General features: G+C 58.2%; 10 protein-coding genes. 8 read left to right on the top strand and 2 right to left on the bottom strand.

What is annotated here, in order from left to right; genetic code table 11:
• The 4 genes from ACHHRT_RS08105 to ACHHRT_RS08120 form a co-directional block, all read left to right on the top strand.
• On the top strand, positions 1 to 158 hold a 158-nt coding region (locus ACHHRT_RS08105), incomplete at its 5' end, for a BamA/TamA family outer membrane protein (protein ID WP_395499343.1).
• A 222-nt stretch (positions 159 to 380) separates the two neighbouring features.
• On the top strand, positions 381 to 1,616 hold the full coding sequence (locus ACHHRT_RS08110; RefSeq protein WP_395499264.1) for an LL-diaminopimelate aminotransferase: 1,236 nt from the start codon (positions 381 to 383) through the stop codon (positions 1,614 to 1,616).
• On the top strand, positions 1,613 to 3,436 hold the full coding sequence (gene recQ, locus ACHHRT_RS08115) for a DNA helicase RecQ (RefSeq protein WP_395499265.1): 1,824 nt from the start codon (positions 1,613 to 1,615) through the stop codon (positions 3,434 to 3,436). The genes ACHHRT_RS08110 and recQ overlap by 4 nt, the downstream gene beginning before the upstream one ends.
• 22 nt (positions 3,437 to 3,458) lie before the next feature.
• Positions 3,459 to 4,406: a mechanosensitive ion channel family protein gene (locus ACHHRT_RS08120; RefSeq protein WP_395499266.1), complete on the top strand. Its 948-nt coding sequence runs from the start codon at positions 3,459 to 3,461 to the stop codon at positions 4,404 to 4,406.
• Here the strand turns inward: ACHHRT_RS08120 and ACHHRT_RS08125 are convergent.
• Entirely contained in the window at positions 4,375 to 5,157 is a 783-nt protein-coding gene (locus ACHHRT_RS08125; protein WP_395499267.1) for a DUF481 domain-containing protein, read from the bottom strand. The genes ACHHRT_RS08120 and ACHHRT_RS08125 overlap by 32 nt on opposite strands.
• 196 nt (positions 5,158 to 5,353) lie before the next feature.
• Between ACHHRT_RS08125 and ACHHRT_RS08130 the strand changes: the two genes are divergently transcribed.
• Both ACHHRT_RS08130 and ACHHRT_RS08135 read left to right on the top strand, forming a co-directional pair.
• Positions 5,354 to 6,172 (top strand): mechanosensitive ion channel family protein, encoded by an 819-nt coding sequence (locus ACHHRT_RS08130; protein ID WP_395499268.1) that lies wholly within the window; start codon positions 5,354 to 5,356, stop codon positions 6,170 to 6,172.
• 17 nt (positions 6,173 to 6,189) lie between these two features.
• A complete protein-coding gene (locus tag ACHHRT_RS08135) occupies positions 6,190 to 7,347 on the top strand; it encodes an iron-containing alcohol dehydrogenase (RefSeq protein ID WP_395499269.1) in 1,158 nt (385 codons plus the stop codon).
• On the opposite strand, the gene ACHHRT_RS08140 is transcribed toward ACHHRT_RS08135, so the two are convergent.
• On the bottom strand, positions 7,339 to 8,454 hold the full coding sequence (locus ACHHRT_RS08140; protein WP_395499270.1) for a serine hydrolase domain-containing protein: 1,116 nt from the start codon (positions 8,452 to 8,454) through the stop codon (positions 7,339 to 7,341). The two genes, ACHHRT_RS08135 and ACHHRT_RS08140, sit on opposite strands and share 9 nt — an antisense overlap.
• A gap of 382 nt (positions 8,455 to 8,836) precedes the next feature.
• Here ACHHRT_RS08140 and dnaN point away from each other — a divergent pair, with 382 nt between their 5' ends.
• Positions 8,837 to 9,967 carry a DNA polymerase III subunit beta gene (gene dnaN / locus ACHHRT_RS08145; protein ID WP_395499271.1) on the top strand — a complete coding sequence of 377 codons (1,131 nt, stop codon included), beginning with the start codon at positions 8,837 to 8,839 and terminating at the stop codon, positions 9,965 to 9,967.
• A 64-nt stretch (positions 9,968 to 10,031) separates the two neighbouring features.
• Positions 10,032 to 12,431, top strand: coding sequence for a DNA topoisomerase (ATP-hydrolyzing) subunit B (gene gyrB / locus ACHHRT_RS08150; protein ID WP_395499272.1), 2,400 nt, complete (start codon positions 10,032 to 10,034; stop codon positions 12,429 to 12,431).
• Positions 12,432 to 12,438 lie beyond the last annotated feature (7 nt).

Raw genomic sequence — 12,438 nt, forward strand, 5'->3', positions numbered from 1 at the left:
ATTACTTCAAGGATTTTCGCCCCGGCCTGGGGGCCGGGATCCAGTATCTGTTGCCGGTGGGCCCGGCCCGGCTCGATTTCGCCTTCAACCCCGACCGCCGGGCCGACCGCCACGAACCCGATTTCGTGATTCATTTCAGCCTGGGGATGGCCTTTTAACTTTTCTGAGCCCGGCTTGACATAAACAGATCGGGCTTTTATGGTTAGTACCCCTTTCAACCCCAATTTTTGTCGACGTCGCTGTCAGTCATCGGCAGCATTGCCGATAAAAAGCCGCGACGACGACAGGGCGCTCTTTGTAACTGCTTATTTTCGCATGGCCGACCAACACGTTTGGTGGGTTTTTGCAAGGTCATCATTTTTGCTGGAGGCTTTTCTGGTATGGCACGGATCAACGACAACTATCTCAAACTCAAGGCCGGTTACCTCTTTCCCGAAATCGGCCGGCGGATCAAAATGTTCACCGAAGCCAACCCCGAGGCCAAGGTGATCCGGCTGGGGATCGGCGATGTCACCCGGCCCCTGGCCCCGGCGGTGATCGAGGCCTTTCACCGGGGAATCGACGACCTCACCCGGGTTGACTCCTTCATGGGTTACGGCCCCGAGCAGGGTTACGAGTGGCTGATCGACACCATCATCGAGAAGGCGTTCGCTCCCCGGGGGGTCAAGCTCAAGCGCTCGGAAATTTTCATCTCCGACGGCTCCAAGTGCGACTGCGGCAACATTCTCGATATCTTCGACCTGGGCAACAAAGTGGCCATCGGCGATCCGGTCTATCCGGTCTACAACGACACCAACGTCATGGTGGGCCGCACCGGCGAGGCCGACAGCCGGGGCTATTACGACGGGATCGTCTATATCCCCTGCACGGCGGAGAACAACTTCACCCCGCCCCTGCCCACGGAAAAGGTCGATCTGATCTATCTCTGTTTTCCCAACAACCCCACCGGGGCGGTGGCCGGCAAGGCGGAGCTGCAAAAGTGGGTGGACTACGCCCTGGCCAACGAGGCGATCATCTTTTTCGATGCCGCCTACGAGGCCTTTATCACCGATCCGGCCATCCCCCATTCGATCTATGAGCTTGAGGGGGCGGAACGGTGCGCCATCGAGTTCCGCTCCTTCTCCAAAACCGCCGGCTTCACCGGGGTGCGCTGCGCCTTCACCGTGGTGCCCGAGGCCCTGACCGGCAAAACCGCCCGGGGGGAGAAGGTGGGGTTGAACAAACTCTGGAACCGCCGCCAGTCCACCAAATTCAACGGGGTCTCCTACCCGGTGCAACGGGCCGCCCAGGCGGTCTATTCCGCCGAGGGGTGGCGCCAGAACCAGGAGATCATCAACTACTACCTGGAAAACGCCCGTCTGATCCGCGAAGGGCTCAGCGCCGCCGGGATCACCTGTTACGGCGGCACCAACGCCCCCTATATCTGGCTGCGGACCCCGGAGGGCATCTCTTCGTGGGAGTTCTTCGATAAACTGCTCAACGAGTGCCATGTGGTGGGCACCCCCGGCTCCGGTTTCGGCCCCAGCGGCGAGGGTTATTTCCGGCTGTCGGCCTTCGGCCAGCGGGAAAACGTGGAGGAGGCGGTCAGCCGGATCAGAAAAAACCTGGCCAAATGAGCAAGATCGACCAGTCCCTGCGGGATATTTTCGGCTTTACAACCTTCCGCCCCCACCAGCGGGAGATCATCGAGGCGCTGATCGGGGGCCGGGACGCCTTTGTCCTGATGCCCACCGGCGGGGGCAAGTCGCTGTGCTACCAGATCCCGGCCCTGCACCGGCCGGGGGTGGCCATCGTGGTTTCTCCCCTGATTTCGCTGATGAAGGATCAGGTCGACGCCCTCCGGGTCCATGGCCTGAAGGCGGCTTTTTACAACTCCTCGCTTCAGGCCGGGGAGGCCCGCCAGGTCCTGGCCCGAATGCACGCCGGCGAGCTGGATCTGCTCTATGTGGCCCCCGAACGGCTGATGAACAGCGATTTTCTGGCCCGGCTCTCGGAGCTGTCCATCGCCCTCTTCGCCATCGACGAGGCCCACTGCGTCTCCCAGTGGGGCCACGATTTCCGCCCGGAATATATTCAGCTGGGCCGACTGCGGCAGCAGTTCCCCGCCGTCCCGATCATCGCCCTGACCGCCACCGCCGAGCCCCACACCCGCAAGGATATTCTGGCCCGCCTGGGGTTGGAGAACGCCCGCTGCTATCTCACCAGTTTCGACCGGCCCAATATTCGCTACACGGTGCTGGAGAAAAAAAATCCCTTCCGCCAGCTCACCACCTTCCTGGAGGATCGCCAAAAGGAGGCGGGGATCATCTACTGCCTCAGCCGGAAACGGGTGGAGCAGCTCACCGCCAAGCTCAACGCCGCCGGCTTTAGCGCCCGCAGCTACCATGCCGGCCTGCCCGCCGAGGAGCGGGAGAGCGCTCAGGAGGCCTTTCTTCGCGACGATACCCTGATCATCGTGGCCACGGTGGCCTTCGGGATGGGGATCGATAAATCCAATATCCGCTACGTGGTCCATTACGATATCCCCAAGAATATCGAGGGCTACTACCAGGAGACCGGCCGGGCCGGCCGTGACGGCCTGGAGGCCGAGGCCCTGCTGCTCTTCGGCTTTGGCGATGTGGCGTTGGCCCGCGGCCTGATCGACAACAGTGATAACGAGGAACGGCGCCGGATCGAAAGCCACAAACTCAACGCCATGGTGGGTTTTGCCCAGGCCTGCGGCTGCCGCCGCCGGGTGTTGCTGGGTTATTTCGGGGAGAACCTGGCCCAGGATTGCGGCAACTGCGACACCTGCCTTAACCCCCCGGAGATGGTGGATGTCACCGAGGACGCCCGCAAGGCCCTCTCCTGTATCTTCCGGGTGGGGCAGCGGTTCGGGATGACCCATGTGATCGAGGTGTTGCGGGGTTCAAAAAACCGGCGGCTGCTGGAGCTGGGTCACGACCGCCTTTCCACTTACGGGATCGGGGCCGACCGGGACAAAGACTACTGGGCCGCCCTGCTGCGCCACCTGATCCATCTGGGTTATGTGGAGCAGGATGTGGGCAGCTATTCGGTGTTGAAACTTACCCCCACCAGCCGCCCCCTGTTGCGGGGGGAGAGCAGCCTGGAGATGGGGCGGCCCCGCCCCCGACCGGTGGCGGAGAGGGCTGTTCCGGCCGGACGCTATCGGCCGGGAGCCGGACGGGGGATCGAGGATGCGCCGGGTCGCCTTGACCCAGCGGGGCAAGCCCTTTTCGAGAACCTGCGCCGCTTGCGCAAGGAGATCGCCGAGCGGGACGGAGTGCCCCCCTTTGTGGTCTTCAGCGATGCCGCCCTGGTCGCCATGGTGACCCAACGCCCCGCCGGCGAAGCCGCCTTCCTGGAGATCCACGGGGTGGGCCAACACAAACTGCAACGCTACGGAGCCCAATTTCTCGCCGCCATCAACCAGTAACCCACAACCTCACGAGGGCAACATGGAACTTATCGGACGGTATCTGCAAGGTATCAGCTGGGATGATATTGTCACCACCAGCATCCGGATCATGCTGATTCTGCTGGTTGCCTGGGGGGTAATGCTGCTGATCCGCAAGGGACTGAAAAATTTGGAGCAGCGCCTGCTGGAGCAGGGCAGAAAGGAGGGAGAGCCGCCCAGCGAGGCGGCCAAACGGGTGGAAACTTTGATTCGCCTGGTTCGCCAGGCCGCCCTGATAGCCATTACGATCACGGTGGGGCTGATCATTCTGCGGGAACTGGGGCTGGATATCGCTCCGATTTTAGCCGGGGCCGGTATCCTCGGCCTGGCCCTGGGGTTTGGCGCCCAGCACCTGGTTCGCGACGTGATTGCCGGTTTCTTTTTTATCCTGGAAAATCAGGTCCGGGTGGGGGATGTGGCGGTGGTCAACGGCACCGGCGGCCTGGTGGAGAGGGTCAATTTCCGGACCCTGGTGCTGCGGGATCTGGGTGGCGTGGTCCATATCTTTCCCAACGGCACCGTAACCACCCTGAGCAACATGACCAACGACTGGTCGGCTTATATCTTCGACATCGGGGTGGCCTACAAGGAGAACACCGATCAGGTGATGGCGGTGATGAAAAAGGTGGGTGAGGAGTTGAAGGCCGATCCGGAGATCGGCCCCCTGATGCTGGAGGAGCCGGAAATTTTCGGGGTGGATAAGTTTGCTGATTCCTCGGTGGTGATCAAGGGCCGGATCAAGACCAGGCCGATCCGCCAGTGGGCGGTGGGGCGGGAATACCTCCGTCGGGTCAAGCTGGCCTTCGACCAAAACGGCATCGAAATTCCCTTCCCCCACCGCACCCTCTATTTCGGCGAGGCCAGCAAACCCATCGAACTGCAACTGCTGGAGAGATACCGCCCCGACTCCGACCCGGCTACTCCCCCCACTTCAGGATCAGCCGCATGAAGTAGCTGGTGTCCAGTCGCTTCTCGCCGGCCGGGCGGCTGTCGTATTCGTTGCGTACCCCCGTCCGCAGGGACCAGAAGTCGCCCAGCCCCACCGGCATCTCCAGGGAGCTTTCATGGATCAGCCGGTAGTCGTCGGCCATTTGGGAAAGGCTGGGAGAATAGGTCAGCTCGTTGAGCCATTTCAAGCGTTGGTCCAGGGTGTAGCGGTGGAAGAGACCCAGGTCCAGGGTGGGGTCGGAGTCATCTTCATGGGGACCTTCATATTCGGTATAGCGGTAACCGAGACCGGCCCGGAACACCAGGCGGTGCTCCTCCCTCTTGAAGATTCGATAGGATAAACCGGCCGAACTGGTGGAGCGCAGATCAACCAGGTCCACCTTGTCCCGCTCCAGGGCGGTGCGGAAATACCAGCCGATCCGCTCGCTGAAGAAGGCTTCGTAATCAAGGCTGCCCATCACGCTGTCGGCGGTTTTCTCCCCTTCTGACTCACGGTTCTCCAGTTCACCCACCAGTTTCAGGGTGTCGTCGGCTCCGCTCAGGGTGGCCCCCAGGTTGATCCCCAGGCCGAACTCCCGCACATTGCCCTCCCGGCCCATCAGATCCAGGCCCGCCTCGTAGCTCCATCGGCGCGGTTTATCTTCGGTGACCGCCAGGGTGAGCGAATCTTCCCGGTTTTCCTCCGCCGCCGCCGACAGGGGAAAAATCCCCAGCAGGAGAGCGGACGAAATTGCTGCGGCACGAAAAAACATATCAACCTCCTCTTTTTTAAAATCCTTGGGAAGGAGTGCAAAGTAACCCGAAAATTCCTGGCCGGGCAAGGATTGAAGGCCGGGGAAACTCGCCGACAAGGAGCTTGACAGTCGCCAACCGCCCATAATATGGTGGCTGAAGAGTCCTCCTTTTTACCCGCTTTTTTTACTAATTTTTGGTCGGTAAACCATCGCCATGGATCAGCTTACCTCCCTTCTCGAGCCTGCCACGGGTTTATTGATCAACCTGCTTGCCGCCCTGCTGATCTTTCTGGTGGGAAAGGCGGCGGCCAGGTTTATCAGCCGTTTTCTGGGCCGGTTCATGGAACAGCGAGGGGTGGAGGCCACCCTGGTTAAGTTTTTGAAAAATGTCGCTTATTACGCCCTGCTGGCGGCGGTGGTCCTGGCGGCCCTGGATCGGCTGGGAATCAACACCACCTCATTCCTGGCCCTGCTGGGGGTCGCCGGCCTGGCCGTGGGCCTGGCCTTGAAGGATTCGTTGGGCAACTTCTCCGCCGGGGTGATGCTGATTCTCTTCCGCCCCTTCAAGCTGGGCGATTTCATCACCGCCGGCGGGGTTTCCGGTACGGTGAAGGAGATCTCCATCTTCAACACCGAACTGACCACCCCGGACAACCAGAAGGTGGTGGTGCCCAACGGCGCCATCATGGGCAACGTAATCACCAACGTCACCGCCCACCCCACCCGCCGGTTGGATCTGCTCTTTGGAATCAGTTATGGCGACGATACCGGCAAGGCCAAGGAGATCATCACCGGCATCATCACCGCCGAGCCCCGGGTTCATCGGGAGCCGGCTCCCCTGATCGCCGTTTCCGAACTGGCGGACAGCAGCGTCAATATCGTCGCCCGCCCCTGGGTCAACACCTCGGATTATTGGCCGGTCCGTTTTGAGTTGATCGAAAAGATCAAACAGGCCTTCGACCGGGAAGGGATCTCCATCCCCTTTCCCCAGCGGGATGTCCATCTTTACCATGAAAACGAGAAACTGAACTGAGTTGGAGGAGTTTAGCGATGCACGATTTTGTTTTTCATAACCCGACTAAAATTATCTTCGGCCGCGGAGCCGAAACGCAGATCGGCGCCGAACTCAAAGCCGTCGGCATCGGCAATGTCCTGCTGCTTTACGGCCGGGAATCGGCCCGCCAAAGTGGTCTCCTCGATCGGGTGATCGCTTCCCTCAATGGGAGCGGCATCGGTTTTGTCGAGTTTGGCGGGGTGGTCTCCAACCCGGTTTTAAGCCACACCCGGGAGGGGATCGCCCTGGCCCGCAGCAGCGGGGTGGAGGCGGTGCTGGCGGTGGGTGGCGGTTCGGTCCTGGATGAGGGTAAGGCGATCGCGGTGGGAGCGGCGGCCGAAGAGGATATCTGGGAATTTTTTCTGGGCCGGGAGGTGACCTGCGCCCTGCCGGTGTTCACCATCCTGACCCTGGCCGCCACCGGCAGTGAGATGAACGGCAACGCGGTGATCACCAACGAGGAGACCCGCCAGAAGTACAATATCGGCAGCATCCACACCCACCCCCGGGTTTCGATTCTCAACCCGGAGCTGACCCACAGTGTTAGCCCGGCCTATTCCGCCTACGGGGCGGTGGACGCCATTGCCCATCTGATCGAGGCCTATTTCACCAAGGAGGGCCAGGGGGAAGCCACCCGTTTACAGGACCGGCTGGTGGAGGGGTTGATCAAGACCATCATGGAGGATGCCGAAACCATCAAGAAGCGTCCTGCCGACCCCGAAGCCCGGGCCTCGCTGATGTGGGCCGCCACCCTGGCCTTGAACGGACTGACCCCGGCCGGCGTCGGCCCCTATACCTTTCCCAACCACATGATTGAGCACTCCCTTAGCGCCCTCTACAACATCGCCCATGGGGCCGGACTTTCCATTGTGATTCCCGCCTGGATGGAATGGTATCGGCCCCGCAATCCCCAACAGTTCCAGCGCTTTGCCCGAGAGATCTTTAATCTGGATGATGGTCGAGCCGGAATTGCGGCCCTGAAAAAATGGTTTACCGGGCTGGGCAGCCCGGTGAGCCTCCAGGAGGCCGATATTCCGGCGGCTGATATCGACATGATCGCCGCCAACGCCCATGGCCTGGCCCGGCGCTGGGAAATCGGGGAAATTTATCCCGCCAAAACCATCGCCGAAATTTTGCGACTGGCTTCAAATTGACAATTTGCCGTGATCCAAGAAGTTGACCAGGGTGTTGTGCAAGAGGGGACGGAACTTCTTGATCTGGTCATTGAAACGGCTGGGGTGGACCCGATTGGTCAACAGCACCATCACCAGTTCGCGGTGGGGGTCGATCCAGAAAGAGGTTCCGGCATAGCCCAGATGGCCGACACTGTCGGCCGAGAGCAGATCACCCCCCGATGAACCCTGGGCCGAAGGGGTATCCATCCCCAAAGCCCAGGTGGTGTCGGGTTTAAGCTGCTGTTTGACCAGGCAGTGTTGAAGGTCATCGGGCCGCATAAGTTTTACCGGGGCCCGATCCTGCCAGAGATCCAGCAGGTAGGAGGTCAACCCCGCCACCCCCTTGATATTGCCGAACAAACCGGCATGACCGGCCACTCCCCCCAAAAGGGCGCAGTTTTCGTCACCCACCTCACCCCGCAACAGACGCTGACGCCAGGAGCAGTACTCCCCGGGGGCATAGGCCACATGGCGGGGGTGGTTGTGGGGATTGAAAAAAAGCTGGTTACTTAATCCCAGGGGGGCATAAATATGCTTCTCAACAAATCGGGCCAGATCCTCTCCGCTCTTCAACTCCACCACCATCCCGGCCAGGATATAACCCAAGTCGCTGTAGAGGGTGGCGCTGCCGGGGGTAAAAAGCAGGGGCCGGGCCAGAATTTCGGTCATCACCTGCTCCCTGATCTCCTCCCGTTGCTCCTGGACGGCCAGGGGAGTCCACTGCTCAAAAAAGGGAAGATGGGCCGGTAAACCGGAACCGTGGCCCAAGAGCTGCCGTAAACGGATCGCCCGCTTCTCCCGGGGAACCTCCCGTTGCAAAAGATCTTCAAGTTTATCATCAAGACTAAGTTCTCCCCGGGCCAGTAAAACCAGCAGGGCCGGCAGGGTGGCCAGGGGTTTGGTCAAGGAAGCCAGATCATAAAAGGTTTCCGAGTCCACCGGCTCTATTTCATCCCCCTGATAACCGGTCTTTCCAAAGCATTTAATTTCGGTGTTTCGATTAGTTGCCAAACCATGGGCCACGGCGATTGCCGCCCCTGGAAAAACCCCTTTGGCCATCGCCTCCAGAAAAATATCTTCTAACATTTTGTTTTGCTGTGAAAAAAAATTTATCATCCTCTTTATTTCCTTATTTTTATTTATTTTTTTACCCTTTTACGCTAAAATGGAGGGGTTATTAAGGGGTGTTTTTCCCATGGCCGTTATTATTATAAATAATACCTAAAAACAATATTTTAATTTGTTTTAAACAGTGATATTAACAAAAACGGTTTTCCGGCGGTTGATTGACTGTGGAAAAGTTGTTTAAAACTGAAAAAAAAACTTTTCACGAAATTGTCCCCAAGCGGACTTTTGATAAAAAAAATAGTCTTTTTAAGAGTTTGTTCAGGTATTCCACAAACTGACAATCTTTAATAACCATAAGTTTAATCTTTTTAACTCTTTTACTTATTAAAAGGGATCCGCCATGGCAATCGCACTGAATGTTCCCCGTCCCGAATTCCTTGCCGCCCTTGCCGCTCTCCAGAACATCACCGGCAAGAAGGGCACCCTGGCCGTACTTTCCAATCTGCTGCTGGAAGCGGATCAGGATGGTCTGACCCTCACCGCCACCGACCTGGAGGTGGGGTTACGCTGCCGGGTTCCGGCCGAGGTGATCACCCCGGGGGAGATTACCCTGCCGGCCCGCAAACTTTTTGAACTGGTGCGGGAATCGGAGGCGGAGCAGATCCGTTTGGAAGAACATGACAACTGTCGGGTCAAAATAGTTGCCGGCAGCAGTGACTGCCGGTTGGCTGGCATTACGGCGGAAGAGTTTCCCGCCTTTCCTCCTTACCGGGAGGATAACATGGCCACCATCGCCTCGGAGACCATGGCCGATCTGATCGACAAGACCATCTACTCGGTGGCCCAGGAGGGTGAGGGCAATTTCAACCTGGCCGGCTTGCTGCTGGAAAAGGAGATTTTGGCAGATGGTCATTTTCTGCGCATGGTATCTTCCGACGGTCACCGCCTCTCGATGATGGAGAAGAAGGTGGAGGGTGATCTGACCCCCCTGGAGATGGAGCGGGTAATTCTGATCCCCCGTAAAGGGGTGCAGGAGATCCGCAAGATTTGTGACAGCGAAGAGAGCCTGGCCATCGGGATCGAGGAAAAACAGGTGGTGGCGCGGGCGGGCAGTTTTACTTTGGTTATTCGCCTGATGAGTGGAGATTTTCCCGATTACAAAAGCATTATCAAAGTGATAAATAAAAACAATTTCATCGGTTTGGAGCGCAAGAGCCTGATGCACTCCCTGCGCCGGGTCAATATCTTCACCGAAGATCGCTTTAACGCGGTGCAGTTTTTGATCGAAAAGGATAGCGTCACCCTCTCCTCCCAGAATATGGATTTCGGCAGCGCCAAAGAGGAGGTGGCGGCCAAGTACGATGGCGAAACCATGCAGCTTGGTTTCAACGGTAAATATTTTTACGAGTCTCTCCAGGTGATGGCCAGCGAGATGATCAAGGCCTATATCAATTCCGAGGAGAGCCCTTGTTTGATCCAGGGAGACCACGATCCCGGATATCTCAGCGTAATCATGCCCATGAAAATTTAGGTGGCAGCTGGTTTGATAATTTGGCTCAGTTTATTGGGTAAATAAAACAGAGGGATGGACCGCCTTGAGTGAAATATTGAAAAACAGTTACGACGCCGATCAGATCAAAGTGCTTTCCGGCCTGGAAGGGGTTCGGAAACGGCCGGCCATGTATATCGGCAACACCGCCGAAGAGGGGTTGCACCACCTGGTTTACGAAGTGGTGGACAACAGTATCGATGAAGCCCTGGCCGGCCACTGCAGCCGAATTAGGGTGAGCATCCACAAGGATGGCAGTGTCAGCGTGGAGGATAACGGCCGGGGTATTCCGGTGGGTATTCATTCCACCGAGGGGGTTTCCGCCCTGGAGCTGGTAATGTGTACCCTGCACGCCGGCGGCAAGTTCGACCACTCCACCTACAAAGTTTCCGGTGGTTTGCATGGGGTGGGGGTTTCGGTGGTCAACGCCCTGAGTGTGCGAACCGTGGCCGAGGTCAAGCGGGATGGTAAGATTCACCGCCAGATTTATCACCATGGCATCAAGGAGGGGGATGTCGAGGTGGTGGGGGAGACCGAACATAGCGGCACCAAGATTACCTTCCTGCCCGATCCCGAGATCTTCAAGGAGACCACTGAGTTTAAATATGAAACCATCCAGGCCCGCCTCCGCGAGCTGGCCTTTCTTAACCGCAATGTCAAAATTCTTCTCCATGACGAGAGGACCGGAGCCGAGGATGAATTTCACTTCAAGGGCGGAATCAACGCCTTTGTCGAGTATCTCAACCGCAACCGGACCACGGTGCATCTGGAGCCGGTTTTCATCGAGGGAGAACGGGACGATGTCCAGGTTGAGGTGAGTTTTCAATATTTTGAGGGTTATACCGAGCGGCTCTTTCCCTACGTCAACAATATCTACACCCGGGAGGGCGGCACCCATGTGGTGGGTTTCCGGGCGGCGCTGACCAAGTGCATCAACCGCTATGCCAGCGACGATATCATCCCTAAGAATTTGCGGGAAAAATTAAGTGGAGATGATGTAAGGGAAGGGATCACCTGCGTAATTTCGGTCAGGGTGCCCAATCCCCAGTTCGAGGGTCAGACCAAAACCAAGCTGGGCAACAGTGAGGTCAAATCAATCGTCGAAACCATCTGCCACGAGAAGATCTCCCAATACCTGGAGGAACATCCCCAGGAAGCGCGAAAGATCCTCGGCAAGGCGGTGGACGCGGCCCGGGCCCGGGAAGCGGCCCGGCGGGCCAAGGAGCTCTCCCGCAAAAAGGGCAGCGGCATGGATCTGATGATGGCCGCCAAACTGGCCGAATGCCAGTCCAAAAAACCGGAAGAACGAGAAATTTTCCTGGTGGAGGGTGATTCGGCCGGCGGCAGCGCCAAACAGGGCCGGGATCGGGTTTTTCAGGCCATCCTGCCCTTGCGGGGCAAAATTATGAATGTGGAAAAAGCCCGCTTCGACAAGGTGTTGAGCAGCGAGGAGATTAAGCAGATCATCGCCTCCCTGGGCACCGGAATCGGCCGGGAGGAGTTTGATATCAGCAAGCTGCGCTATCACAAGATCATCATCATGACCGACGCCGATGTGGACGGGGCCCATATCCGGACCCTGCTTTTGACCTTCTTTTACCGCCAGATGCTGCCCCTGGTGGAACAGGGCCGGGTTTTTATCGGCCAACCCCCCCTCTATCGGCTCAGCCGAGGGAAAAAGGAGCAGTTCTTCCTCGATGATGAGGAATTGAACCGTTTTCTCTTTCAGCAGGCCAGCGAGATAATCAGTGTGCGCAGCAATGATGGCCGGGTCATCGAGGGCGAGGCCCTGGTGGCCCTGCTGCGGGATCTTTCCGGCTACCAGCGGCTGGTGGACTATCTGGAGCGGCTCAATCTCTGGGAGGAGCTGCTGCGCTATCTGGTGGAGGAGGATATCCATTCCGCCGACCAGTTTGAGAATGAAACCCTGCTGGGGGAATTGCACCAGCGGTTGAGCGGCGGCAGGTTTATCCTGGGCAACATCCGGCCCTGCCGCTGGCGGCCCAGTTGTTATGAGTTCGATGTGGCGGTTAAGGACAAGGCTCATCTCCTTACCACCATTGGCCCCCAGATCCCCTTGATGCCCGAGTATCGGGCGGTGTTGACGCAGTACCCCAAGATCAGTTCCATGTTGGGAGAGAGTTTTACGGTAATGGTGAAAAATCAGGAGCTGGCCGTCGCCTCCTGGCGGGAGCTGCTGACGGTGATCCGAGCCGAATCGTTCAAGGGCAGCTCGCTCCAGCGCTATAAGGGTCTGGGTGAGATGAATCCGGAACAGTTGTGGGAAACCACCATGAATCCCGAAAACCGGATTCTGCTGCGGGTCAACATCGAGGACGCGGAAAAGGCCGACGAAATCTTCACCACCCTGATGGGGGACAAGGTTGAGCCCCGCCGCGAATTTATTCAGGCCAACGCCCTGGAAGTTTCCTCTCTTGATATTTAATTAGAAA

The sequence above is a fragment of the Desulfurivibrio modestus genome (assembly GCF_044068625.1).
Lineage (GTDB): Bacteria > Desulfobacterota > Desulfobulbia > Desulfobulbales > Desulfurivibrionaceae > Desulfurivibrio.